Annotated in this window: 19 protein-coding genes and 4 pseudogenes; 12 read left to right on the top strand and 11 right to left on the bottom strand. The window is 54.3% G+C overall.

The window, feature by feature from the left end; genetic code table 11:
- Positions 1-150 precede the first annotated feature (150 nt).
- The 3 genes from ACIPIJ_RS11920 to ACIPIJ_RS11910 all read left to right on the top strand — a co-directional run bounded on the left by ACIPIJ_RS11920 (position 151) and on the right by ACIPIJ_RS11910 (position 3,639).
- Positions 151-1,809, top strand: a complete 1,659-nt coding sequence (locus tag ACIPIJ_RS11920; protein ID WP_401076586.1) for an ATP-dependent nuclease — start codon at positions 151-153, stop codon at positions 1,807-1,809.
- On the top strand, positions 1,802-2,980 hold the full coding sequence (locus ACIPIJ_RS11915) for a UvrD-helicase domain-containing protein (RefSeq protein WP_401076583.1): 1,179 nt from the start codon (positions 1,802-1,804) through the stop codon (positions 2,978-2,980). The genes ACIPIJ_RS11920 and ACIPIJ_RS11915 overlap by 8 nt, the downstream gene beginning before the upstream one ends.
- A gap of 92 nt (positions 2,981-3,072) precedes the next feature.
- Positions 3,073-3,639: a hypothetical protein gene (locus ACIPIJ_RS11910; protein WP_197884329.1), complete on the top strand. Its 567-nt coding sequence runs from the start codon at positions 3,073-3,075 to the stop codon at positions 3,637-3,639.
- 259 nt (positions 3,640-3,898) lie between these two features.
- Here ACIPIJ_RS11910 and ACIPIJ_RS11905 read toward each other — a convergent pair whose 3' ends face one another.
- The gene (locus ACIPIJ_RS11905) at positions 3,899-4,261 is read right to left on the bottom strand and encodes a histone-like nucleoid-structuring protein, MvaT/MvaU family (protein ID WP_401076580.1); all 363 of its coding nucleotides are present in this window, start codon (positions 4,259-4,261) and stop codon (positions 3,899-3,901) included.
- A 469-nt stretch (positions 4,262-4,730) separates the two neighbouring features.
- On the opposite strand from ACIPIJ_RS11905, the gene ACIPIJ_RS11900 reads away from it, so the two are divergent.
- Positions 4,731-5,381, top strand: a complete 651-nt coding sequence (locus ACIPIJ_RS11900) for a LysR substrate-binding domain-containing protein (protein WP_224372553.1) — start codon at positions 4,731-4,733, stop codon at positions 5,379-5,381.
- A 140-nt stretch (positions 5,382-5,521) separates the two neighbouring features.
- Here the strand turns inward: ACIPIJ_RS11900 and ACIPIJ_RS11895 are convergent, their stop codons facing one another.
- Entirely contained in the window at positions 5,522-6,478 is a 957-nt protein-coding gene (locus ACIPIJ_RS11895) for a hypothetical protein (protein WP_191087631.1), read from the bottom strand.
- A gap of 285 nt (positions 6,479-6,763) precedes the next feature.
- Between ACIPIJ_RS11895 and ACIPIJ_RS11890 the strand changes: the two genes are divergently transcribed.
- From ACIPIJ_RS11890 to ACIPIJ_RS11880, 3 genes and pseudogenes are all read left to right on the top strand, one after another.
- Positions 6,764-6,910: a hypothetical protein gene (locus ACIPIJ_RS11890; RefSeq protein WP_401076577.1), complete on the top strand. Its 147-nt coding sequence runs from the start codon at positions 6,764-6,766 to the stop codon at positions 6,908-6,910.
- A gap of 18 nt (positions 6,911-6,928) precedes the next feature.
- Positions 6,929-7,156: pseudogene (locus ACIPIJ_RS11885) on the top strand (carboxymuconolactone decarboxylase family protein); the annotation flags it as partial.
- A gap of 261 nt (positions 7,157-7,417) precedes the next feature.
- The gene (locus ACIPIJ_RS11880; RefSeq protein WP_401076575.1) at positions 7,418-8,314 is read left to right on the top strand and encodes a hypothetical protein; all 897 of its coding nucleotides are present in this window, start codon (positions 7,418-7,420) and stop codon (positions 8,312-8,314) included.
- A 174-nt stretch (positions 8,315-8,488) separates the two neighbouring features.
- On the opposite strand, the pseudogene ACIPIJ_RS11875 reads toward ACIPIJ_RS11880, so the two are convergent.
- Both ACIPIJ_RS11875 and ACIPIJ_RS11870 read right to left on the bottom strand, forming a co-directional pair.
- Positions 8,489-8,746 (bottom strand): annotated as a pseudogene (locus ACIPIJ_RS11875) (carbohydrate porin); the annotation flags it as partial.
- Positions 8,747-8,753: 7 nt separating this feature from the next.
- Positions 8,754-8,850: pseudogene (locus tag ACIPIJ_RS11870) on the bottom strand (hypothetical protein); the annotation flags it as partial.
- Between the two features lie 258 nt (positions 8,851-9,108).
- On the opposite strand from ACIPIJ_RS11870, the gene ACIPIJ_RS11865 reads away from it, so the two are divergent.
- Positions 9,109-10,446 (top strand): hypothetical protein, encoded by a 1,338-nt coding sequence (locus tag ACIPIJ_RS11865; RefSeq protein ID WP_191087634.1) that lies wholly within the window; start codon positions 9,109-9,111, stop codon positions 10,444-10,446.
- A gap of 48 nt (positions 10,447-10,494) precedes the next feature.
- Here ACIPIJ_RS11865 and ACIPIJ_RS11860 read toward each other — a convergent pair whose 3' ends face one another.
- Positions 10,495-10,890, bottom strand: coding sequence for a helix-turn-helix domain-containing protein (locus tag ACIPIJ_RS11860; RefSeq protein ID WP_191087635.1), 396 nt, complete (start codon positions 10,888-10,890; stop codon positions 10,495-10,497).
- Between the two features lie 229 nt (positions 10,891-11,119).
- Here ACIPIJ_RS11860 and ACIPIJ_RS11855 point away from each other — a divergent pair, with 229 nt between their 5' ends.
- On the top strand, positions 11,120-11,365 hold the full coding sequence (locus ACIPIJ_RS11855) for a hypothetical protein (RefSeq protein ID WP_191087636.1): 246 nt from the start codon (positions 11,120-11,122) through the stop codon (positions 11,363-11,365).
- A gap of 360 nt (positions 11,366-11,725) precedes the next feature.
- Here ACIPIJ_RS11855 and ACIPIJ_RS11850 read toward each other — a convergent pair.
- A pseudogene (locus ACIPIJ_RS11850) lies at positions 11,726-12,334 on the bottom strand (UvrD-helicase domain-containing protein); the annotation flags it as partial.
- The gene (locus tag ACIPIJ_RS11845) at positions 12,324-14,054 is read right to left on the bottom strand and encodes an ATP-dependent endonuclease (RefSeq protein WP_191087638.1); all 1,731 of its coding nucleotides are present in this window, start codon (positions 14,052-14,054) and stop codon (positions 12,324-12,326) included. The gene ACIPIJ_RS11845 and the pseudogene ACIPIJ_RS11850, both read right to left, overlap by 11 nt.
- Before the next feature lie 614 nt (positions 14,055-14,668).
- On the opposite strand from ACIPIJ_RS11845, the gene ACIPIJ_RS11840 reads away from it, so the two are divergent.
- The 3 genes from ACIPIJ_RS11840 (at position 14,669) to ACIPIJ_RS11830 (ending at position 18,268) form a co-directional block, all read left to right on the top strand.
- Positions 14,669-14,935 (top strand): hypothetical protein, encoded by a 267-nt coding sequence (locus ACIPIJ_RS11840; RefSeq protein ID WP_401076571.1) that lies wholly within the window; start codon positions 14,669-14,671, stop codon positions 14,933-14,935.
- Between the two features lie 367 nt (positions 14,936-15,302).
- Positions 15,303-17,285, top strand: a complete 1,983-nt coding sequence (locus ACIPIJ_RS11835) for an ATP-binding protein (RefSeq protein WP_191087641.1) — start codon at positions 15,303-15,305, stop codon at positions 17,283-17,285.
- 137 nt (positions 17,286-17,422) lie between these two features.
- Positions 17,423-18,268, top strand: coding sequence for a hypothetical protein (locus ACIPIJ_RS11830; protein ID WP_401076568.1), 846 nt, complete (start codon positions 17,423-17,425; stop codon positions 18,266-18,268).
- 265 nt (positions 18,269-18,533) lie between these two features.
- Here the strand turns inward: ACIPIJ_RS11830 and ACIPIJ_RS11825 are convergent, their stop codons facing one another.
- The 4 genes from ACIPIJ_RS11825 to ACIPIJ_RS11810 all read right to left on the bottom strand — a co-directional run bounded on the left by ACIPIJ_RS11825 (position 18,534) and on the right by ACIPIJ_RS11810 (position 25,724).
- Entirely contained in the window at positions 18,534-18,983 is a 450-nt protein-coding gene (locus ACIPIJ_RS11825) for a hypothetical protein (protein WP_401076565.1), read from the bottom strand.
- A 240-nt stretch (positions 18,984-19,223) separates the two neighbouring features.
- Positions 19,224-21,584 carry an RNaseH domain-containing protein gene (locus ACIPIJ_RS11820; RefSeq protein WP_197884330.1) on the bottom strand — a complete coding sequence of 787 codons (2,361 nt, stop codon included), beginning with the start codon at positions 21,582-21,584 and terminating at the stop codon, positions 19,224-19,226.
- Positions 21,562-24,702, bottom strand: coding sequence for a hypothetical protein (locus ACIPIJ_RS11815; protein WP_401076562.1), 3,141 nt, complete (start codon positions 24,700-24,702; stop codon positions 21,562-21,564). The genes ACIPIJ_RS11820 and ACIPIJ_RS11815 overlap by 23 nt, the downstream gene beginning before the upstream one ends.
- On the bottom strand, positions 24,690-25,724 hold the full coding sequence (locus ACIPIJ_RS11810) for a hypothetical protein (protein ID WP_191087646.1): 1,035 nt from the start codon (positions 25,722-25,724) through the stop codon (positions 24,690-24,692). Before ACIPIJ_RS11810 ends, ACIPIJ_RS11815 begins: the two co-directional genes overlap by 13 nt.
- Between the last annotated feature and the right edge of the window lie 117 nt (positions 25,725-25,841).

The raw sequence follows: 25,841 nt of genomic DNA, 5'->3' as shown, positions 1-25,841 counted from the left end.
ATGGTGTAGGAGCGCACTGCGCGAAGGATGCCTTGCATCAACGCTGGGGGACGAGTCCTAGTCTCGGATAGACACTGTCAGAACGGCAATGTAATGTCTTTGCGACGATGGCGTTGGGCCATTACTTGGCGGTGCCTAGAGGGACTTAGAGTGCGCGTTAAATCGATTAAGCTGACCAATTTCAAGAAATTCAAAGATGATCATCTTGAATTCAACGATGACGTGAATATCTTTGTCGGCGATAACAATGCTGGTAAGAGTACGATTCTAGAGGCGTTGGAAATCGTTCTTAACTACAGTTACCGTGGCCGTGCCTTCGGCACCGAGTTCACACCAGACATTTTTAATACGGACTCTGTCCAGCAGTTCTTGGCTTCCGACAAATCGGCCAAGCACCTGCCTAGTTTGGTCATCGAGGCGTTCATCGAGGGCGTGCCTGACTATCGTGGCGCGAACAACTTCTTGAAGGTGGATGCTCAGGGCGTCACGGTGCAGGCTTGCTTCGATGCCTCCCTTGAGGATGCTTATGCCGAACACCTGAAGACGAAGCCGAACTTCACGAGCATTCCGGTCGAGTTCTACAAGCTGGAGTGGCTGGATTTCGGGTGGAACCCCATCAAAGCGGTGGCCAAGAAATTCAGGGCGTTGTACATCGATCCAACCCGCATCCATCCCACTCTGGGGAAAAACCAATACATCTCGACCATCCTAAACACCGCGCTGGACAAGGAAGAGCTAATCAAGCTGACCCTTAATTACCGCGAGAACCAGCAGGTGTTCAACGAATCGGGTGAGGTCAAAGCGGTCAATGCGGGTCTAGATGCAGAGCACCTGATCACTGACAAGAAGCTCTCCATTGCAGCGAGCACCTTGCCAGCTGGGTCTATCCAGACCGGGCTGCAGCTTGAGGTGGATGATGTGCCATTCCAGTTTATCGGGAAAGGTGAGCAGAGCAATGTGCAGATCAAACTCGCCATTCAGAACAAGTCGAAGGACATCGACCTCGTGATGATGGAGGAGCCGGAAAACCATCTCTCGCACACCAACCTCAACAAGCTGGTGCATTACATCGAGACGCAGCGTGGCACCAAACAGCTGTTCCTGACGACTCACAGCTCATACGTGCTCAACAAGCTGAGCATCGACAAGATCTGCCTTGTGCAATCGGGCTACCAGCGTCTTCACAAGCTGGATCCCGATGTTGTCAAAACCCTCAAGCGGTTGCCAGGCTATGACACGTTGCGCGTGGCCTTGTCGCGTAAGGTCATCCTGGTTGAGGGGCCCTCCGACGAGTTGGTGCTCAAGAAGATTTATTACCGCAAGCATGATCGCCTGCCAGAACAGGACGGCATCGACATCATTGTGGTACGCGGGGTCGGATTCGATACCTTCATATCTGTAGGCAAGGAGATTGGCACCCGGATTAACGTGCTCAGGGATAACGATGGTGATTACCAGGGCAACGTCGTGAAGGCCCGTGAAGTCTACAGGCCCTACCCAAATATCAAGCTCGTCTCCTCAGGCAAAGATGAGGAATTCTCGCTTGAGCCCGCGATGATCCATGCCAACTCGACTGACTTGAAAACGCTGAATGCCTTCGCTAAGGCGGTGCTCTCGAAGCAAACCTATAACCTCTGCATGGAGGTGGACGGCCTAGATAAGCGGCGGGAATTTCTGATCGACTGGTTCCGAAGTGTGAAGGGTAATGGCAAGGGTGCGCGCAAGGTCGATTCGGCAATCAAGCTGTTTGATGGGAGCCTAGACTTCAAGTATCCGGCATTTCTGGATGAGGTGTTCGACTTTGGCTAATGAATTCTGGATCGCCGGAGCCGGGTCGGGCAAAACCCACAAAATCATTGAAGACGCTATCGAAGTGATCAAGGCGGGTGGGCGCGTCTTGGTCGTCACTTACACGACGAGCAACCAAGCGGAGCTGCGTTCTCGCTTCGTGGCGGTGTATGGCAGTAGCAGTGATGACTTTGTCGTCAAAGGCCTGTTCACGTTCTACTTGGAAGATCTGGTGAGGCCTTATCAAAACGTTGTGTTCTCTGAGCGTATCGCTACCACAATGTTCACGGAGCAGAACCCTCACCTGAGGCCGGGTACGAAGAATTGGTATCCGAATAGAGGAGAGAAGATCGGTAGCGACCTCAACCCGCTTCATTACCTGACCTCTTGTAAGACGAAAGCCTACACAGGCCTACTCGCGAAACTAGCGTCGAGAATTGCGACTGCGTCGAAGAACTCCCCGGCCAAGCGGTTGAAGGACATCTATCAGCGAGTCTTTTTTGACGAGGTTCAGGACTTGGTGGGGTGGGATTACGACGTCATCAAAGCGCTGAGTAAGGTGATGCCGGATTCAATTTGCTGCGTTGGCGATTTCCGTCAAACGATTTACACGACCACGTTCGGCCAAAAAGCGCCTCAGACGCCGCTGGAGAAGATCAAGTATTTCCAGAGTTTGAAGTTCGAACCACGTTCGTTGCCAAAGAATCGACGATGCATTCAGGAGATCTGCGACCTATCCGATACGATCCATCCTGGCCTCTATGAGAAGACGAAGTCAGAGGTAGAGAAAGTTCCTGATGAGGTCTCGCATCACTACGGTGCTTTTGTTATCAAGCCATCGCAGGTGAGCGATTATCTCGCTACGTTTAAGCCCCAAGTGTTGCGGTGGTCATCGTTGATGGGCAAGGGCTACCTGCCGCCGAATCTGTCCTGTCACACCTTTGGTTCAAGCAAAGGGCTTGGTTTCGACCGTGTACTGATTGTCTCACCGGAGAAACATCTCAAGTACCTGGGCGGTGATGATACGGCGTTCGACAAGGACAAAACGGAAGAGTCGAGAAACAAGCTGTACGTGGCGATCACCCGTGCACGCTATAGCTTGGCGTTTGTGGTTGATGATGCATTGATAGATAAGATGCAGATGCCTGTTTGGGATGGAATTCCACCAGTCGGTTGCGGGGCGGCTGTCTAAATAGGCTGTTGCTGAAAAGTCATTGGTACAGCCTCTACGGGTTAGACGTTAACCTGGTGCTCTGAAACTCTGATCATGGTGAAGGAAATCGTATGGAAATGATCTATTTGGGGCGGTACACGCTTGAATTTGATGCGACGACATTTAAAGTTCTGTGCCCCCTCAAGAAAGAGAAATTTTCTGGCCTGGCCACATCTGCATTACCAAAGCTCTACGTGATCAGTGCAGAGGGATATCAGTATCCTGTGTACGTGGGAATGACCAAACAGTCGATGGGAAACCGTCTACGTATGGGGTGGAAGGCTGACGGTAAAAATGGCTACCACGGTTACGCATGGCGTAGGCATTTTGCCACGGCAGCCATGGATATCTGGTGTCATACCGATTCCATTGAGGGCAATTGCATCGACGTCGAAACAGTAGAAGCCGAAATGGTTCATTTGATCCGCCAGGCCGGTCAGTGGCCGGCCTTCCAAACTGAGATCCATTTTCACGAGTCCACGGCAGAGCACCGCAGGGTAGCCGGGGAGATTGGAGCTCGTTATGGCCTCGGCCCTGAGGTGAATCAGGAGAAATCTGAGTCGTCCGAGGCGATCCAGTCGGTCGAGACCGTTGAGACCCAGAGCAACCATCCAGAGCAGGAATTTCCCTACGATTGATAAATCCGGAAACGCTTTAGGTGGTTGGAGCGCTAGGACGTATTGCTACCACCAAGGGTGGGCTATCGGTGCTGGCGATTTCGCAAGTGGAGACTATGAAGGCAGGCGAGGGCAGCGCACCTCCTTCTAGCAATAATCAAACCGCTCACTAGCTGAAGTGTGGCGCGTGGGTGCCTCTTAGGTTGATCATTTGAAAGTCCAGAGGCAGCCCAAGTGCTGCCCCTGCTGTGCCGCGCGGCAAGAGTGCCTGTGCTGGCGATCAGTGGGAGACCCAAGATTCCACAGTTTCTGAGCCGTGCTTGGCTTTCCACTCTTTGAGGGTTTTATGATTGCCACCCTTGGTCTCGACGCGCTCGCCAGTGTGCGGATTTTTGTAGATTTTAACCTGCCGTGGTTTGCGGGAGGTCTTCTCTACACCGGGGGCAGCGCGACGCGAGGCCGATGGATCCAGCAGGTCAATGACATTGCGAAGGCTAAAGCCATACTCGGCGAGTAGCGCTCGCAATTTCTTTTCAAACTCAATTTCTTTCTTAAGACCTTCGTCATTTTTGAGGCTTTCAAGCTCGGCGAGCTGCTGAGCGAGTTGCTGTTCGAGTTTTCTAAATTCCACGAGACGGGACATATAGCACCTCTAGTGATTGATCACTGAGTATACATCGACTGCTCTGCTGAGCCATGATCAGTGCGTCAACTGGAGTGCATGCCACTGCAACAGGTTGTGGGAATCGGAAAGGGCCGGATCACATGTCTAAAGTCTAGGGAACTGCTCGACGAGGAGCATGAGCTGTCTTTTCCGTACTGGGCAGGACGTATTGAGCTCTAGGAAACTCACAAGTGATCCGCTCCATGCGAAGCGTTATCCAGCGTATCCCAGAGGCTTCTCATCGTAGGGTTCTGGTTCAAGAGCGAGCAGTACGAGCGGATCTCCAGTTGAGTGCTCCATTCGATGCCGCCAGCTTGTACGAGCAACCCTCTTTCCAACTCATCGCTCACAGCGCTGTAATCGAACTGTTTCACCGACGGCAGCAGGCACAACCCTGGCGAAACGTCTGGCCATTGGCTTTCAGGAGATAGGAGGTGCATTGGCAGAAGTGGATCAGCATCGTGATCGACCATCTGGACGTTTACGCATTAACGTTCTGAGCGATGGCGCCAGGTTGCTATTCACCAAGCACCTCCCGGCTTACCTGGATGCTTATCCTGACGTGTCCGTTGAAATTGCGATTGATGACCGAATGGTGGACATCGTCGCTGCAGGATTCGATGCAGGTGTGCGGTACGGGGAAACCATTCCGGAAGACTTCATCGCGGTAGCGATCAGTGACCGTATCCGATGGGTTGCCGCCGCGTCACCACGGTACATCAATCAGAGCCCTCGGCTGGAAACCCCGGAAGACCTCCTCAATCACAAGTGCATCCAGATCCGAACAGGGCAGGGCACCATCTACCGGTGGGATTTTGAGAAAGAGGGTGATCACCGGGTGATCGATGTGCCAGGCCAGTTGTGTGTCAATGAAACCGAATTTGGGATACAGATGGCACTGGCCGATCGAGGCATCACCTATTGCCCCGAGGAGCGCATCCGAGCGTATCTCGATACCGGGCGCTTGCAGGTAGTGCTTGCGGATTGGGCGCCGATAGAGCCGCCTTACTACCTGTATTACCCTGGGAGGCGTCAAATGCCGCCGGGCCTGCGTGAGCTCATCAACATGATGCGTGCCAGGATAGTTGCGCAGGCGTGAGCGGCTTGCCCTTAGGACATCAGGACGGTGTAGATATTCTCACTGGGTTCGACTGCGCCAGGTGTAGGCCCAATCGACGGCAATCATGCACTCGGTCGCTGTGCTACAGCGCTTGTCAATAGATGTCCTGCCAGCCGGAACTACTTCGTGTAGTCCCAGAATTTGTGGTTCATCGTGTTTTCAATCTCGCGGATGGATTTGATCAGTTCCTTCGCCTTTTCTTTGGAAATTGCGTTTTTGCTGGCCGCCAGTTGAATTTGCTTAATCTGAGCTTTTCTTTCTTCGAAGCGCTTCCGGTTTAGCTTGAGGCCTTCGGTCATGAGTCGAGTGGTCATGCCCATCAACTTGGGGTATTTCATACAGAATTCGATCGCAGGCTTGGCCTGTTCGGTGACATCTTCCCATTGGGGATGATTGTCAGCTAATTCATCAAATTTCCCCGGGCTCAACACGCGGTCGTTAGGAATGCCAATACCCGTGATGCCGGTGTGGAGAAAGACCTTCCGCGCTAGCTCCGAGCAATATGCAGCAGCTTTCATCGGCTTCTTAGACGGCAGGATTTTGTAGGGTTGTGCCAAGTAGAATGCACAGGCCTGATAGACTCTGTCCATGTGCTCTGAGCCCAGTTTCCTGCACCGGATTACACGCCAACCGGGCTTCACATCAGTCAACACCTCCGACACTAGCCTATTGGAAACTCCCAGGCTGGGCATCGCATCGACGCATACGAACTCTGCGTGCATTAGCGCGACATGGCTTGATCTCGCATGCTCATAGCCGAATTTTTGCCCCTTGGTAATGACTTTAGCTCCGAAGGTGTCTCCCGTGCTGAGAATCACATCACCAGGTTGCAGCAGATTGTGGACAAGGCTGAGCTCTTGGTTGAACGCGTTGTCTTGGCCTCTGACCATGGCACGATAGATTTCCAGTTGGTCAGCTGGCACTCCCTCATAGCGTGCACCGAAATCGATTTGGGCATCGGATTGTCCTTGGATTCGAGCGAGCAACTGCTCGCTTTTTTCCTCTGAAGACATAGCAGCAAAAATACGCGCTGCAGCAGCATGCCGAGCGTTCTGTCGCATCTGATCCAGATCCATGTGAGTCACCCATCCAGTCAAAAATTGAGCAACCAGCGTCCATTCGCCGGGTTTGGTAACCCCTGTTGTTCACTACAAGCCTTGGCCTGTGGTGGCCCGCCAACAGGGGGGCGTAATGTACACGGCGCCACCGAACCTGCGCTAAGGACTTTTATGCGCCTACCTGAATAGTTCACAGCAGCGCGTTCTACGTATGGCGGGTATTGGATGCTCTAGCCGGGCTACATACACCCAAACACAGTCGCATCAGGCGCTTCAAAGCGTTGCATTTACAGAGGAAATACCATGAGCAGCGAACTGTTCGAAAAAGGCTTCAACAACCGTAAAGCTGTACTGGGCGCTGCCCACTTAGAGCGTTCCTGGTCAGCCGCCGACGATTTCAACAAACCGATGCAAGCGCTCGTCACCGAGTACTGCTGGGGCGCCATCTAGGGTGATGACACGCTCCCCTTCAAGACCCGCAGCCTCCTGAACATCGGGATGCTGACCGCCATGAGCCAACACCATGAGCTCAGTGTTCACGTCAAAGGTGCTCTCACCAATGGCGTAACGAAGGACGAAATTCGTGCCGTCCTGATGCAAGCGGGTATCTACGCTGGCGTGCCGCTGGCCTTGGCTGCCTTCCGCGTTGCTGGTGATGCAATCAAAGCTTGGGAAGAAGAGCACGGCGCTCGATAACACTTCCATAGGCTGGAGTCGATATCGTCGGCTCCAGGCTCTTAGCCTTTCTGTAGCCCCTCGAAGTATTCCCTTCCTGCAAAAGCCGCTTGCTCCCTCGGTTTCCTAGCCTCCAAGATGGCTAGCTGATATCGTCATGTCTCTTCAGCTACTTTCGGCAACTAGGTATAGACGTCTCATGCCACCAGTGCTTGCTTTAGCAACGCAGATGTCTGGCTTTAGCGAACCTCAACAGATAGGACTCAAGGGAAAATTTCGCCAATGGAAAGTAACACCACTGAGAAAGAGTTGGATATGGCAGCAGAGGGCGGTGTCCTAGGAGACTGCGCGCTGTGTGATGGCAAAAATGTTCTACTGAAAGAATCTCACAGCATTCCTAAATTTGCTTATGACTGGCTCAAGCAGACGTCAAGTACAAATTTCATAAGGGACACAAGGGACGTCAATGTCCGACACCAGGATGGGCCAAAAAAACATCTTTTGTGCGGGGGCTGCGAAGGGAAGCTTTCCGCCTGGGAGAAAAAACTTGCCGAGGGTCTGTTCAAAAAAATTGCAAACTACCGAAAGCAAAATTCAGTAGTGGTAATTAGCGAAGAAATAAAACTGGCTGTATTGTCTGTTTTTTGGCGGGCTTTGCTCACTACCAAGGACGATGGGAACAATCGAACAGATGAAGATAAGGCAGTTGTAGACGCTTTCTTAGAAGCGTCCAAACAAGATATTTTGAACAATCGATGTGGTTCTACCATTTGTTTTGCTCCTTTCTACGGGGAGCCACCACTTTATGGGCTTCCCATAGCGCACACGTATGGGATAGAACGCTCTGTTGGATCTCAAGACATAAGATTCTTTGATCACCCCCATCGGTATTTTGCGGTTTTTAAGCTGCCTTTCATTTACTTCTATATTCTGAGTCCTGGCTGGGGCTTCGAAGAAACCAACAAGGCGACGAAGCTTGAGGTCGGCGATCTTGATGTGAGCAAAATTCAAGATATTCCGCAGGTCTTAAAGGACTACATAGAGTGGGAGTATGAGGGGTTTTTGAAATCAAAAGCCGCTATGGACGAGGTTAATCAGGAGCAAATACGTAGGGAAGTCCAAAAGAATTCCGGCAAAGTTACTGGGTCGGATAAATCGCTGCGCCGATCAGGTCAGTAACATGCGGATCTGGAGAGATAGCTGATCCTATTCAGGACTGCCCACATGGGCTTTCTGAGTAACAATTTCCTTTAGAAATAATATGCCTGGAAATCCACCACAAAAATCAATGGCGTTTCCAGGCCTATTTTGCTGGTCACCTGGTGGTGACTTTTCACGGCTCAGTCTTAGGGATCACTTCCACCAGTATTCGATTTGTACGCCGAAATTGGAGCCATGCCTATCTGTGCCGAAGGCACCAGTGTTCGACAAGGCCGATCCAGCTACCAGCTCGGACGCGGCGGCTTGAGCTTCTTTGTTCCACAGCGCGTAGGTGTAGTACAGACGGATTTCCGGACGAGCCCAGAAGTCTGGCCCGGCGGGTGACCAGGTCGGCGCGAAGGTGAATTTGTCGAGCTTGCGTGTTCCACCCGGGGCCGAGACCTGGTCATGGCGAACCCAGCCACCAGCTTGAACAGTGGCTTCCAGATGTGGGTGAGGTTGGCGTCTACGAGCGTGATTTGTGCCCGTCCTGTGCGCCCCAGCCGCCCCCTACGATAACAATGTGATGATTCATTTCCGCTGCCACTTAATGTTTGTGGTTAAGCATGCCCGTATGAGGAGCAGTGAGAAATTGAGCATTTAAAAAGGGAGGCTTCGCTAAATACGAAGCTAATTTCAGCAACGAGCCAAGACCGGGGCCTACCAAGGCCGTGAGCGCGCTGACGCTCGCATGACTTGGCTGTTTAGACCTAGCTTGAATCCATTGAAGAGGTGAGTGGTAACATCTAGCGCGAAGTCAATGGAGGACTGAAATGGCAGAGGTTGATGACAGGCTTTTTCAAGCCATGTGTGATCTGTGGAGCATACGCAGCTCTCAGAATGGAGTTTTTGCAGAACCTGAATTCAAGCGGCTTGAGCAGGTTTGCGCTGATCTGTACGAGGGAGGAGATCGTAATCTTGGGCGTACTTTCGCACTCAATCATGCATTGAGGTCTCTTGGCGCCCCGTGCTTACAGGCTCAAGGGGGCCAGGGAAACATTGGCGATGTAGTGGTATCTGCAAAGGCAATCGATAAAGCCTTCAGGCAGACGCACGCGGGCTACACGCACATCTGTCCGCTTGATTACGCAGAGGATTTGCCATCCCTCGAATTCGGCCCGATCAAGCTTGAGCGATTCAGTAAAGCGGATCTCGAAGCGCTTTTCGATCTGCCTAGGCTCGCCAGGCACTATCCAGAACGCTCGCTCGAAGCTGCTCGGCTGTCGCAATTTCACTGGCTTGTGGTCAAGGAAAACCGGCCTGTCGCGGAAAGCGCCGGGAGGCGCGCATTACCGGATTTTTTCGGGTTCATGGATAGGGACAATGGTGCTATCGACCCCCACGAAGGCCGCTTTCCCCAAGCGGTTGAGACAGCTTTGTTTTTCCTACTGCTAGCTCCCTGGGAACGATGGTCAACGATGAACGAGATAGATTGGCGTGGCTTCCGAGTGCCTTGGATTTACACCCGGAACGATGACTTGTTCGTCCCGCCGGCGCCGCCTCCTGACGCAGATTCCCTTGCATGGCAGCCGCATATCTACACAAATGAATACGGAGAGTGTGTTGAAACAGAGCGTCCTATCGAGTTCCCGCTGACAGCTTCTGCGGAGCGCGAGATGTCTCAGTTTTGTCAGGAGCGATGGAACAGGTTCCAAACCGCCCTCAGATCCGATCTGCTGAAACCACCGATCATGCATTTTTTGGTGAGGGCATTTCTATCCGACGGCATTGATGAGTTCATGGCTCATATGACGACGATTGAGGCTGCTCTGGGGCTTCATGCTGATCACGATCGTAGGGCCCGGAATCTTCACCACCCGGGATGGTGGGCCACCAGACGAGTGGGGGCACGAGTGGCATCGATCCTGGACGATGCTTCAGCTGCTGGCCTTTATACCGAGCTGTTCGATTTGCGTAGCGCCTTCATCCATGGACGCGAGAGCATGGAAAAAATCTCAACGTTCAAGCGTGTTGAAGCACGACGTTTGGCGGCAGCAATCGCGGCAGCGGTCGTTCACTACGCGAGCCAGGCTACACAACCCAGAGATAGCTTTCTGCGGGAACTGTTGGATAACGGGGTAGAACTGATCACTCAGAATCAACCAAGCTGATCGATATGAGCGTCAACAGAAGGGGCCTGGCATCTTCAAGGCATCAGCCTAGAAGGGAAGCTCTGTTTGCCCGGCAGCCGGTCTGGAAGGTCGGCGCTGCATCCTGGTTGGAGATGTAGTTACCTCGGGGACGGGTACCAATGCCTTAAGGCCAGGCACGCCTCCATCACGGGCCAGTTCGCGCAGCTCGACCCTTAACTTGTCGAGTAAAGCTGCCGCTGGCTCACCGGTCTCCTCACTAACCGTCAAAACGAGCAACGCCAGCGGCGAAAGATCAAGCCGTTCGCTCAGTTGCTCCAGCTTGTCCAAGGTGATGCTGGATTTTCCGCTCTCTAGCTTCGACAGGTATGTCCTGCTCGTTGTATCCGCGAATTCACGTTGGGTGATATTCCGCTTGCTGCGCAGCGCACGCAGCACGACAGCAAATGACGACTTCAGTGCCATGAGGCCTTCCTCGCATCGAGATGATCATCACGCATGATTCTGGATCTTCCTTGGTGCCCGTATCCCAGCATTTGATGCCTACGTCCTCCAGCGGAGTCGGTTTTCAGCATACCAGCACGGTCGATCAAACCGCTCAGTGGTTGAGTAGGTACTGTTGAAATATACAGTGGTCGCCTTTATTCTTCCAGGAGAACATTTGTACTCCTATCGCATTTAGGGCTCATAGCGTATGCACGACCACGCCAGTGACAGACTCATCGAACCATTTTTCAGCCGCGAAGAACTCCTTGAGCAACGCTGCGACCTGCTCGAAAGCGAGCTTGCGGAACTGGGGGATGAGCTGCAGGCGAGCCGTGAAAAGATCTCGACCCTAGTGGTGATGTGGTCTGGCGTCACAGCAAAGCTACGAGCAGCGGAGGCGAAGCTCATCAAAATGAGCTCTCTGAATCATCATGATCAATCCGGCCTAGGCTGAATGCAGGTAGGCCATCGAGTACTTATGCTCATGCGAATTAATCACGACGTCTGCATTTAATTCCTACAGTCTCTCGTGGTGAGGGCTTGGTACACCCCCCTTACAGGCATCTGTGGCCAACGCGCTTTGGAAGTGGCCAATTAAGTTATTGAACAACCTCGTTGTCTAACCTCGCCAGACTGGCGCTAGGCATAAATGGAGCCCCCTTATGAGTAAGCTGACCCAGCACAGAGATGTCACCGTGACCTTCGAGGTCGAGGGCCGTCAGGCGGATGCCGAAATGAGCCACGAGGAAACTGTGGCATTAGCCCAGTTCTTCAAACGGCTCAGTTGGAGTGAGGTGCGTGAGTGCGCAATGAAATTCTCCGCGCCTGCGAGTCGCCATCGCCATGGTGTGGTCAACGCTCCTATAGCGGGAAACTCCGGAAGAACCTCGGTATTCCAGTCGACCAACCTGTTCTGGGCAAAGTCGAAAATCGACTGCATTGGGTCGCCCAAGACATACGTCGGCAACGTGCCGGCCAAGCAGGTGATGATGGCGTGCTGCACCTGGTTGCAATCTTGGTACTCGTCGACCAGCACATGTGAATAGGTCGACCGCAATACCTGATCAAGATGTCTCGCCCTCAGTAGTCCGAGGGCAGCTGCGCGGATGGCCGGGTAGTCAGTGGCTCGATTAGCCAGTTGCATGATTGCAGGATTGTGCCCACTTCTGCCTGGAAACCTGCTGATAAGTTTCATGGTGAAGCCATCAAGCGTGGCAATTCGAAATGAGGTCGGTGCTACTCTGGCCCGAGCCATCCGTGCGCGGAGGGCTGCAACTCCGGCGTTGGTATGTGTGAGGATCAGAATGGGTTTGGGGCCACTGTGCTGAGCCAAGGTATCTGTGATCAGCTGGGTCTTGCCGCAGCCCGCCGGCGCGGTGACTGATCCCCTAGGAAAATCGAACAGTGTGATCTCAGGCGGCATGTATCCAGCCCCTGATCAAATTGATGGTCGTTTGAAGGCTTTGGTGAGAAGCGTTCAGTTCAGGGCCGATGATGTTCTTGGCAATGAACTCGTACGTTGTCACTGACTTGAACCAACCATTATTGCGAATGCGAGACGCCTGGCCCAGTGAGGTTAGCGTAGGTGGAGCATAGGGAACACCTCGCTCCCGAAACCCTTGGATCGCCTCAAGATTCAATGCATTCTGAGAGCGATCGCGTATGTGGCTATCCACCAGGTCACGATCCCGCACTTCTATCGCCAGGGTAATCAGCCGATCAACTGCATGATGCGGCAAGCTTGCGAACAGCTCATCTTCTAGAGCTCTCTGCTGTCCCCAAGTCGCAGACTGCCCACCTGCAGCCAGGAAAGCGTTCCGGACTTCAGGGGTCACGGGCTTGTCTGCGTCGATAATGACGAGCACTTGATAGCCAAGGCTTAGCAGTGCGGAGCCGCGCTGGTAGGCCCTGTCGGGACTGCCCCCATTGACGTTGACATATGCTCCACCGAGGGCCAGGAAAGAGGGATAACCCAAGGTGCCCCAGTACTGATCCAGGCCACGCATCAGCCCCACCTCGCTGGCTCCCTCGCACACCACCACGCGCCTGGCCAGAAATGCCTCAGGATCTGCTCGAAGTGTGCTTTGCACGTCATCGGTGACGCCGGCCTGGAGTACCTCATGGTGATTGGCGAGAGAGCGAACGACGAAGAGTTGATGGCCTGAGAGTTCTCGCAGGGCTACTGGGGAGTGGGTAGTCAGGAACACCTGCAGCGGTTCAGGATTGTTTTTGGCACCAAGAGAATCCATGAAGCGGATCAACCGGTGCGGTTCCAGACCGAACTCCACCTCGTCAACCAAAGCGATAGACGCTGCCTGGGCTGCTTGGCGCTGCAGCCCAGCGACGAGTAGACGAGATGATCCCGTGCCCAACGATCGCAGGGGAATACCTTGCTCATTGTGCAAGGCAATGGCGCCATCACCAATTGAGACAGAATGCGCATCCAGTAGGGCCTGGGTGAATGCGCCCACTGGAACCCCAAGCTGTATGGCGGTCTGCGTGACGATTTGAAGTGGTTGTTCAAGCTGCGCGCCGGCTTGTACGCCGAAGCTGTTGCGGGCATCCCGCGCCGCCGCTGCCAACGCACCGCCCAGAGCAGGCCGATCATCAGTGAGGCGATTGAGAATGGAGTTGCGACTCCATGACAAATTGGTATTGGCGTAGCTGCCGATACGAGCTGGTGAGATTCGAGCGCGATCCTTCCAGGCAAGGTTGCGCTCAATCTCCTGTTGGTGTGCACGCTCAGAATAGAGCCGCCAGAGTGGCTCCAGGTCACTCTCTACCTTAAGCTGTAGCGTCAGGACGGTCTCAATACCGAAGCGCGGTTCGTCTTCCAGGGTTCGATTGACAGGGTCGAAGCCCCGTAGGAAATCTCCGTAGCTATCCAGATTGATCAGGTCATCGGGCAGGTCGCCTATGGTCGCCGTGATCAGGATCGGGCGGGTAACATCCAACCGGTAGAAATCAGTGTCGCCGAAGGGGGCGTTGCGGCGGGCGCCCAAGCAGAGGTCGATAGCATCGAGAATGCTGGACTTCCCACTGTCGCCAGGGCCAACCAGGCAATTGAATCCCGGGGCAGGAGTCCAATCCAGGCGTTGGATTGAACGGAAATTCTCGATCTGAAGTCGACGAATCCTTGCCATACGCTGCGTTCCTGAATGCTGAGCAGCCCGATGCCGCTCCGCTCTGAATCATAGCCATATTTTGGATGACGGCATGGTGGTGCCACGGCCCGATTGCATGCTCGTGCAATCCCTTTCCCGGCACTGAGTGATACCGGTTTTGCCTTTCGGTTTTCGCCTTTAGGTTGCCTTGCCGCATGGAGCGGGGGGCGTTCAGGGAGATCGGTTTTTAGGGCCGTAGGCCCTGCTTACGCTTTGAATACAAACGACCGCGATTCCCACATTTTTTTTGAGTGAATCGCTCCGCCTGGAATTGCACCCGTCTCATCAATTCCGGCTATGTTGGCTGAGCTCACCCCGGCATGTTCAGCCAGTGGGATGGGCACCGTTAGCCCTGGTTATCGATAAATTGATCTCCAGTGCCAGCCCGGTGCATTATCGTGATGCATTAGCATCCCTCAGGGCTTCCTCCAGAGCCTCTAGCGCGTCTGCCAAACGCTGATCCTCCCGAGGGTCGCCGCTGTCAGGTCTAAACGCTTCACAGTGCCTTAGAAGGGCTTCTAGATCGTTTCCGTTGAGATCGAATTCTACATGCATGATTGATCGTCCTTGGACTGGGTAAATGGTTGGCTCGTTTGAAAACCGCCCGATGCGGTGACGAAGTAGACGCGAGGTTTGAGTTGGACGGTGATGTAGAGAAGCTGATGTGGGAGATGGCTTGGAAGGTCTACGGGGATTCCCTAAGCGGAATTCTGAGGGAGGCGTTATCAGGCTACAAGCGCAGTGCCGGCTTCGATGAATTGACCCGTCTGTATTGCAGCACTGCCGGGCAAGAAGCGCTTCCGATTTTGCGGGAGGCGCTGCTGGAATGCTGGCCTGACGGCGACTATGGCACTGAGTGATGATGAGTTCACGGCCATGATGAGAGAATTCGATTCTGCAGGCGGGTGGATGCGTAAGGCCTTGGCGGTGAAAAGTGCAGCTTCGACCCCCGACGCTTTGAAGCAGTCCAGCGCGGATGCGACAGGGCAGCAGGTCGAACAGAATCGTAACGAGCATTTCGCCGCCGATTTGGGGCTCTAGCTCAGTGTTTTTTCCCTGGCCTAAACAAAGGCTAAGTGGTGAGTGCGGCACCGCGTGATCGCTGATTTCGGGGTATTCGGAAAGTGATCTTCCCGGATTTAGCTCAGCAAGCCAATCAGGTAGGATTGCTCGCATCTGCTACTGTCTGGCAATTGGCCAGCGCGCACCCATCCATGGAGGGAATCGATGTCCGACCAAACCCGTCATCTGTCGTTGTTTGAGGAGGACTATCTTCTCCGAGAGTTGGGCCCCGTCGCACACGTACCGCAGGTGGCTCTCACTGAGCTTGTGGCCAATGCCTGGGATGCCGGTGCGAGCAGTGTCGACCTGATTTTACCCACTGAGCCAGGCGGGACGCTGACCGTGGTTGATGACGGTCACGGAATGACAGCTCAGCAGTTCAGCAAACGCTGGATGACGCTTCGGTACGACCGTCTCAAGCATCAGAGCTCCAAGGTTGAGTTTCCCAAGGGCAAGAACGGCAAATCCAGGAAGGCCTATGGTCGCAACGGGGTTGGTCGGCATGGCCTTCTTTGCTTCGGTGACCAGTACCAGGTAGAAACCTGGCGCGATGGCAAGCTCAGCACCTTCATCGTGGGTACCGAATCCGGGCCCAGTCCTTTTGTGGTGCGCTCCGAGGAGTTTGGTGAGCGAGAGGGTTCGGGCACACGGTTGTCCGTGTCGGTTACCCGCAAGATGCCGGATGTGGATGAAATCATCACGGTGCTGGCCGCAAGGTTCATTCATGACCCGAGTTTCCAAATTCGAGTCAATGGCACACCGCTGACCCTCGCCAAGCTTGAGCAGCATGCTCGCTCGCATACTTTGAAGCTGAGTGATGGGCGCACAGCAAAAGTCATCGTCATCGACTCCACGCAGCAGAACCATGCCTCCATCCACCAAGGTGTGGCGTTCTGGGTTGAGCACCGACTCGTCGGTAATCCCTCGTGGGTTATCGGCCAGGTAGCGAACTTCGATGGCCGCACAAGGTTCGCCAAACGCTATAAGGTCATCGTAGACACCCAGGGCTTTGAGGGGCATGTGATTCAGGACTGGACAGGATTTCAGTCAACGCCCGCTGTCGAAGAGCTGTACAAGGCCGCCGCAGAATGCATCGGCCAGGTGGCGGATGAGTTGGCGGCTGAGGTTGTGGAAGCCACTTCAGAAGATGCGTTGGTACAGAATCGGTCAGAGCTCAAATCGCTGGGGCACGGCGCCCAACTCGAAGTCACTGCCTTCACGAAAGCAGTTGCCCAGGCTCACCCCATGGTGTCCCCGGAGTTTCTCGCCACGGCGGTGAAAGCCGTGATCAACCTTGAGAAATCCAAGAGCGGGGCATCGCTGCTTCACAAGCTGGCCAACCTTCCTGCGACGGACATTGAGGGCTTGGACTCTCTTTTAGCCGATTGGTCAGTCAAGGACGCCTTGCGTGTGCTGGATGAGATTGATGGCCGGCTCAGCGTCATCGAGGCGATCACCAGGCTGGCGGAGGATCCTGAGACGGATGAACTCCACACGCTGCATCCGTTGATACTGCGGTCTCGTTGGTTGTTCGGGCCAGAGTTCGAGTCAGTGGAGTACTGCTCGAACATGACCCTGAAAAGTGTGGCGAAGCAGCTCTGGGGGGATGGGGAAGCTTCGTTCATCAACGATCGGAAACGGCCTGACATCGTGGTGCTGCCAGACCGGGCTACTGCCCAACTGGTAGGTATCGAACAGTTCGATCCGCAGGATGCGTCAGTCGCCCAGATGCAAAACATCCTGCTGATCGAGCTCAAGAAAGGCGGCTTCAAACTCAATCGTAATGAGGTTAACCAGGCCGACGGGTATGTCCAGGACATCGCCGCATCAGGCTACGTCAATGGCTCTCCGTTCATCACGGCTTGGGTAGTTGGTCAGTCGATCGCCGCCGGGGTGAGTACGTCCAAAACAGTGGGTGATGAATCTCGTAGCTACGGCCAGGTGAGGGCTACCACCTACGGCACTCTGGTGAGCACTGCCAACCTTCGCCTGATGCGCTTACGGAAAACCCTTGAGGACAGGTACGACAATCTCACGACGGACACGCTTCTGGCCAAGGTACTGTCTACACAGGAGCAGGGCAGTCTTGACCTGGTCACACCCAGTGCTGCAGAGCCGGCAGAAGCGGAGATCAACGAAGTCGTCTGATCAGCAGCTACCGGGCGGAGCTTGTAGTCTTGTGTTCACCTACGTGGTTCATACTGAAGCAAAAATATAAAACTTGGGCGAATTTGTAGACTGACAATTAGCGGAATACTGGAAGTTAACAAAAAAGGGAGCTGTGAGTGGGCGGAATAATTTACATGATTGATAGAAATATCATCGGAAAAATCAAGGATAATTTTAAGGATCTGAAGCCGGAGCAAATTTCAAGGATTAAGTCCTTGGATCGCAAAGGGGTAACTATAAGCTTGATGTTTGCTATGCTTGAGGGAAATAAAGGGTTGCCTCAGACAACGGAAGAGGCTTTTGAGGGTATAAATAAAGAGCTCGATTATTTTCCAGACTTTTTCAAGAATGCAAAGGTTGATAAGGACTTCTTTAAAAATGAAACGCTTCTTAGCGCAATTGCTGCTTCAGATCAGCAGCCTCGCGACTTTAAAAGGTACGCGCCATTAGTCCAGTATATGCAAGAAAACCTATTTCAAAGACTGAAGAAAGAAAAAAGGCGTCCTATACTGGAAAAAATTGGAGAGATTGCGGATCGATCGCAAGTTGAGAGAGGTAATTTAATAACTCTTTGCGGAATTGCAGCTCTTTATGGTAATCGTAATGCATTCGACGTTTTGAAGCCCAAGCCTCCTTCAAACGATAAAGTGGTAACTGAGAAAAGAGTGTACAATGCTATCGCGGACTTAATGACAATCCCGAGAGTAGCTAGATTGATGCAAGGGGGGTACGGCGTAAATTCTCGCGGCAGAATATTTTTTAAGACTCTAGATGCAGGGCTTGAAGAGTTTTCTAAAGAGATAGTTACCCTCTCTAGTGGGGGTGAAAAATTTCCTGGTTATACGATCCAAGAAACCACAATTGGCATCAACAAAACACTGTTCCCAGATCTAAATTCTGCGGAATTTGAGGAGCTAAAAGCCTGGATAAAAAAAGGCCCAGAGCCTCTCATCGTGCCGTAATAAGTCTCCAGCGCTCGGATAGTCATATCATAAGCGCTGGCTTTAAATAGATACTCTAGGGCGAGATTCTTGTTTCTCACACGTCTGCATTGCGTTGATGTCAGCGTTGGCCAGGGTGGTTAACTAGATAGATAGTGCGTCTGAATCGAATGGGAAAGCTGTATAGCATGCGCCACTCCTTCGCCCAAACGTTATTGTAACTGGCAAGAGCCCTGTTACCCTGTGATCGCCGCAATTGCAGTTGCGCAATTCTTACATAATTTGGCTATGTGGATTTCAGCCACCCATTTGGTTTGAGTTTGATTGCCACTTTGTAGTATGTAATGAGCGCCTCTTCCATCGACACGAAAAGTCGTATTCTTCCAGTGGGCAATCTTATTAAGGGCATTGCGGAGACTGATAGTTGTAGACCTAGTGCGGTCAATTTTTTCTGCTCCATCATGGCAAGCTGTTCATCTATGGAGTCGCAAATAACCAAGTATCCGGTTCCTGCTTCCATCGGCTCAGATGCCAAGTTCCCTAGATCCTGTTCCCCGCGAAGTATCTCAAATAACTTTACCATGGTTTCCCAGGCAGCAATAGATTCTTTGCTTTGCTTTTCAATGTTTTCTTCTGCTAAGGCAAGTTTAAATCTCGTGGAGTGCAATTTTAATTTAGATGTCAAGCCTCTGGCCCGATTTCGTCTTGGAATATGTCTGAAATGCGAAGTTCTCATGTTTGTTAGTCATCACCAAAGCGGGCAGTATAGCACGTGATTGATAGTAAATAATGCTTTTTAGTAGGCGGTCAGTGGGGAAGTAATCACAGAGTTAATTTATTGAGAGATAAACAGGCCATTTTGTATGACGCGGCGATCAGTAAGGAGATAATCATTTGGGATTAGTCTTGTCTCAATTATTCCACTGGTAAAGTTGTTTATGGTCGCGTGGCAATGGCATGTACCAACTGCGCGCATTCAGAACTGCCCCTTCCTCAGCTTCTCAGACACAGGGTGATCTGCTGCGATCTGCCGGGCCGCATGCAGCGGGGAGGGGAGCCGTAGGAATCCATCCCAGAGAGGTGCGTTCTTGCACCAATACCCAGCCTGCAGTGCCAGCTGGTCTCTGGTTCCGAAATTCCCTTCCTGGATCATTACGAACTCCGTCACGCCGAGCTGCTGCCACGCGTCTTTGAGCTCCGACTGCGTGACGTCGTAGCGCGTATGGTGGCGATGGGAGCGCACTTTGTTGAAGGTTCTGGAGTAGGACGTGAAGTAGTACACCAACTCCTGATGCTCGGCCTGGTGTACGCCGATCCGATTGCCTATGAACATCGGTGCCAAGGGCGAGAGAGAGTGCACACCGGTCATCTGAGCTGTTTGATTATCGGCGCGAGTGCGTATCAACCAGGCGTGTTGGGGAGTGGGCGGCAAGCCGTGACCTTCGCCATCGTTCATTCCTGGGTACAAGCGCTTTGCGCCGGCGTTGATGAAGATAATCAACGGGCTGTCCGCCACCGCAGTGGGTGCCAGCAATGCACGCGCGACTGTCAATTTGGCAGCCGCTTCATCGAGCAACGTAGGCGCTGCATGGATGGCGCAGAGCCCTTCACGGTAACTTTTCCATTCGCCTGGTTGACCTTCCGATCCATGAACATAGACCTGCAGCTCACGGGTATTGACCTGGGTTCGCGTGATGACGGGGAGGTACATGCCAAGCCGCGAGATGTAGTCGACAAATATGGATACAACGGTCGTTCCGGCAGGTATGCCTGAAGTGCGACCCAGCGGCAGCGGCAGATACCCGGTTCCTCGAACGGCATCGATGAGACTGTTGACCGCAGGGTAATCCTCGGGCTCCTTTGGCGTTGGAGACTTCGATTTACGTAGGCGACTTTTCAGCCCTGGAGCCATGCCCTTGGGCGAAGAAGCACCTTCACCTTCGGATTGGATGTGGAAGATGAACTGCGTCGCGATGCCATGTTTGGCACAGAGCGCCCGCAGAATATGCTTCGGATCGTTATCGTCCTTCGTGGCTACCTCGGGTGCCGTCTCGATGATCGCAGCGTCTGGTGCCATGGCAACCAGGCGTGGCAGCAATTCTTGGGTAAACCAGCGCTGAATCTCAATCGACTCAGCTCTGGTCGTCAGAATTCGCTGAGCATCTTTGCACTGGACTTGCTGCAGGATGACCTGGGGTTTTGGCTTCACTTTGAACACGGGCGACAGAGAGGGCAGGTTCTCGTAGGCCGTGTTGATGCGCATCATGATGTCCGTATGCGCGGTGACCACCGCGATTCGAATCGGGCGGGCAGCCTCAGCCGGAGGCTCGACTCGCTGAGCGATGAGCCGGCCCACGTACCGTGTCAGCATGGGCTTGGCTGAGGTCAGCATCTTCTGCATGTGAAAGCTTGCCTGGTCGAGAATGACCGTGCCAACGCCACTACCGATAGGTGATCCTACTGGGGCGCGAGTGTGGATAGGGCGGATCGCCCCTGCGAGCGAGATCTCATTGCCACCCAGTGCGGGCAGAACGCCTTCCCCCATGTGCTGGATGAACTCAGCGGCAGGGCTGGAATAGACGGTTTGAAACTGCCCCTCATCCGTTCGCAACGTCCGGATCTGGAACTTTGAAATCCCCCGATCGGTTTTGACCCAGGCCGAATGCGTGGTATGGCGCCACTCGGGCAGGATATGGCTCAGGTGAACCGTGACAGAGGCATATTTGCTGGGCACTTTATGCAGCAACAACAAGCCGGGAGAAATGGAGTGCATGGCCACTGCCCGGCGTTCACCACGGTTGTACAGCAGCGGGCTGTCCCACGCGAGCAATGAGCCGTCACTACAAACAGACAGGTTGAGCGGGACAGAAGAGTCCATGGGTTTGCTCGATAGCTGCTGCGCGAGCATCCAGGGGACGACCTTGTAAGCCACCGTCGCTTGCCGAGGGTCGTGCATGACCTCGGAGGCGTGGATCGAAACCGCACGGTCGGGTACCAGCAGATCGATGAAGTCCTTTTGCCCGGGCTCTGTCTTGCGCAGTATGTACTGGGCCCATATGTTGATTGCCCGGTTGAGCTTGTCTTGGTCGATGAGCTTGAGTGAGGCGATGGCTGGCACTGCTTTGGTCTTGAGCAACTGCGCGTTTACCCAGACTGGCCCACCTGACAGGTAGCAAAGGAACTCCTCCAGCCATTCAGTAGGTAGGTAAGGTTTCCCGAAATGATTGGTCAGTAGCTGCCATCCATTCATGAAATCCCGGGACGCATGGTATAGCTGGGCGGGTGGCAGCTCAGCCGGGTCGAACCGGAACAGGTTAGTCCTCAGGGAAATATTCATCGTCTAGCCCCTCAAGTTCTTGAGTGCCTGGCGCTTTCTGGGGGCCGGAAGCTTCGATGTACAGCATCATGGCTTCCACCAGGCCCGCATGATGGGTTGCAAACTCGCCCCAATGGCCATCCTCCTTGAGCTTTTCAATCGTGCGGCTCAGAAGCGTTGCCCAAGTGTAGCGGCTGTCAAAAAACGCAGCGTCAGCGAGGTAGCAGGTGACCGGCGTTCCACCGCGCCTGGCGCGGCCCACAAGCTGAGTCAGGGTCACCAGCACGTTCATGATGGTGTAGAACCGAATCGCCTTTGGCTGGCTGTAGAAGTAGGGAGGAGCGAGCCGTATTCCATTGAGTATGCGGTTCGCCATGGCGCGTTCCTCCAGCAGGGCAAGTCCGGGGCTGGCAGAGGGCAGAACACTTTCGCCGACGCGATAGCAAAGGTGCGCAAGATTGTTTGCCGCCTGGTCAGAGGAGGGCAAAGGCCTCACACAGACGACCACGCCACCTAGTGCCGACTTCGCCTCCTTGGTCACGATGTTGTGACCCCGCGCCATTGGGTAGATAGAGCTGACCAGCAACTGGACATCAGCATTGGGGCCACTAGCAAACTCGACGAGATCGTCGTATGTCAGCCTGTTGGCCAGCGGTAACCGCTCCTGTCGATCCGCTTTCTTACCGCCCCGTATCCAGGCGACCTTGTACAGGCCTGCAGAGATTTCATGCAGCGTGGAGGCGAGTTGTTCTGCCTCGGCATCACTCCCGGTGACCAGCAACAAACGAGCTCGGGCGCGGGTGTTGTCATCGGCTTCTAAAGCCTCCAGGCGGCTGGTGAGCCAGCCCCACAGTTCACTGGCCAGATCCCTGACATTCAGCAGCCGCGATTCGAGCCCCGCCCCGGATACGTGGACGGAGACGGGGACGTTTTCAAAGCGGATATTTCCCTTAGCATCTGGCACGTCAATAAGGGTCTTGGCGCTCAGGTCGAAACAACTGGCACCAGGAAAGAACGCGGTGGCACTGAAACCGATGAAGGTTCGATTCACGCCGGCATGGATCTTCGACGTGAGGTTGGGCAGATACTGAAGTGTCCGATGGGGATCGCCGGACAAGGCCACCACCTGGAGCGACCATGTATCACGACCGGACAACTTGCGCTTGAAGCCATAAACCACGCGCTGCAGCGGGCCCAGGGGCGTAGGGCTGAAAGGTGCTGACCCTGAAAGATCCTGCTGCACTCTCAGCGCTGCGGCCACCTTGGCGCGCGCCAGGACGGGAACGTCTGAATACAGGGTGCGCAAACTGTCCTCAATAAAATGTAGGCTCGTTCTGATGACCAGCGCCGACTTGAGCTTTTCGAGCTTCGCTTCGTTCAGCTTCTGCCCCAGCTTCTTCTGCCTGGCCAAGTCCGCCAGCTGCTTACCGATGTTGACGACCACCTCGATCGGGCTTGGCTGCGCCTCGTTGTGAGAAAAGGTTTGCAAGAGCTCCTGCAGGGGTTTTAGGTGTTGCGGGATGCTTTGCTCCACATAGCCACAGACGCCATCAAGTAGTGAACGGTCGACGCCCAGGTAGTCGCTGATCATCTGGTCTTCGGCACGTTCCCATACAGTTTCTCGGTCAGGCCACTTGATGTGCTTCAACGCCAACTGCAATAGCCGCGTCGTATGCAGGATCACCGCATTGCAGCCCCTCTGAGCGCGGTAGTGGGTGGTGGCATCGACATCTGGAATGCTGTCTCGCCCAAAGATCTCCATATGCAGCTCAGCAAGGCTGCTGTGCTCAATGTGGTTGCTGAGCGGCAACTCGAACACGCTGGTGTCGATAGCGCTCAGCAAAAGGCCGTCAATTTCGTCGACCATGAACAACGAGGCTGATCGAAGCAACAGCTCAAGCAGACTTCGCGACTCGGAACCACTGCCTTCAACCGCTATGCGAGTTGTTCCAGAAATCAGTGCATGGTGATTCACAACCACGATGTCGGCTGCCAATGCCTGTTCGAGCATGGTGCGTTTGCCGCACTGGTTCAGAAACGGACAGCTGCGAATGCGTTTGAAGGTCTCTCGTCCTCGGCGCTCACCAGGCAATTGCAGATTGAAGCAGGGTTCCTCATCGCTACGACTCACGCTTCCGTCGGTCGCGCAGGCGTCCAGCAGGCAGCGATAGTCGTACGGGTGATCCTCTCGGCCCCGTGCGAGGTAAAAGTCGGCTGCACTGGCTATGCGGCGCTGTGAATGCAAAGGTGCGACTTTGAGGTGAGGTGCCACGACACTCACCGACCGTTTCAAGGTTTCAACCATGTTGCGCACGTCAGTCAGATTGGGAACTGCGATGACAACCCGGTGCCCCTGCAAGGCGCTGTCGATACCCATCAATCCCATGACCACGGTTTTGCCTGTGCCCGTGGGTGCGTTTACACGGTAGAAGTTCCCCGCGTCCGCCTTGACGTCCTCGTCGCTGCGCACGATCAAATCCAGCGACGCCTGATGGCTCTTGTGCAGGGGACTCAGCGGATCACTCCCAGCTTGATCCAGCGCGACAGCCAGCTTGCGCAACGAAGCTTTTTCCCAGCGGAAGGTTGCTACAGCAGGAGCGTCGACCAAGGGTAAGGCTGCATTCTCCAGCTTCAAGCGAGGACGCTGCTCTTCAGAGATGACGAAGGTGCGATAACCATCGGGTTGTGTTTCGCGCAGAACGATAGGGCCCTCAGTCGGCCACTTCGTGCACGTCGCGCCGGCGGATTCAGTCTGGAGGGTACGAAGCTTTTCCTCGATGAGCCCCTCAAGGTCAAAACCCTCTTTGAAACAGTAGACGTCGGTTTCCTTGAGGCGCGGCAGGATCACCTGGTCGTCATGGCTTTCAATGCCGGCCACTCGAAACGGCGCACCTGGGGCAAACATCACCCGTCCAACCTCTTCGAGAAATCGTCCGGTTTGATTGAGGTCTATGGGGCGGTACTTGATGAGGGTGATGATCTGGTCACGGGCTACCCCAGACGCGCTGGCCCAGCCGCTCCAAAGGTGAGGGCGGCCCACCAAGAAGACCTCGGCGTCGGCAAGTATCGGCTCTTTGCTTATATGCTTCACGGCCAAGGCGAGCGCCACGGTTGCGGCATTTTCTGTCAGTGTCGGCATAGTTTTTTCACCCAGCGCAGACACTGAGACTCAGACATGATCTGCCTGGGATCGAACTGCTCTTTCAGCGAGGGCACATACTGCGCCTGGTAATCAGGAATCACGATCACGGCCTTTGTCGGCGCGCTGCCGGACAGATGCTGGCCAAGATTCTTGGTCGAATGCCACACCTTGGCATCCAGCGAGTAGGTGCGTTCGTCAATCGTGAAGCGCAGATCGGCCTGGTCTACGTCTGGCCACAGCTCAGCGGTTAGCCCGAGTCGGGTGATGCGGTCACGCAGGCGCAGCTCTAGCAACCCCGGAATCAGCGTGAACGTCCACAATGCCGGGGTCAGCCTGTACTTGTTTTTTGCTGAGCACCCCTGGAGCACTTTTGAGGTTTTAACGCTCACCAGCTTCTCGCCCACCCACTGTGCAATCCCTACCGTTTGCTCGCACCAGTAAGCCCCGCAAGACACCGCACGGCGGCTAATTTCCATCGGCCAGCCACAGCTTGGACACAGGTAGACCTGGCCGGCTCGGATGAAATGCTCTGGTATCGGTTCGTACAGCGAGTTGAAGCTCACCTGCAGCGGGATCAGAAAGTCCAGGCTCCGATCAGCGTCAACGACGCCGTGATCGATCAGGAACATGCGGAACATTCGATATTCATCGTCGCCGTGAGGGCGTGTTCTGCAAAGGTCGCGAACATTCTTGACGGTCTGCTGGACGAGCTCCCAGCCTTGGCGGGGATTGTTCTCCATGGCTATGGCGTGACAAAGCATGGTGGGTTCGTCTGCAAACTGCAGGGCGCCCCGGTACCCTTGCGTAAAGCTGCTGTCCAGCCACTGCTCAAGGGGCAAGCTAAGGCAGGCAAGCAAGCTGGCGATCGTGCGGGGAGGGCATTCAGGCTCCAGCCACCATAGCAGGGCGCTGACCTGGCGCAGAAGATGGTGCCGCTCGGCGTGTTGGCGGGCATTAAGCTGCGCCGCCTTCACGATCAGGCCAAGCAAGCGTTGGGCTTCGCGATCCACCGAGTCCATAGGCCCCCCTTCACTGGAAGCATGTCTCTGCGGAGCATCGTGCTCTGCACGTTTCATTGCCTGATCAAGCAGGCTGGATCAAGATGGCTAAACCTGCAAGGTCACTCGGCAGGCGGG

The organism is Pseudomonas sp. NPDC087185, from assembly GCF_044744955.1.
In the GTDB taxonomy this organism is placed as follows: Bacteria; Pseudomonadota; Gammaproteobacteria; order Pseudomonadales; family Pseudomonadaceae; genus Aquipseudomonas.
This window is presented reverse-complemented; position numbering and strand designations above follow the sequence as displayed.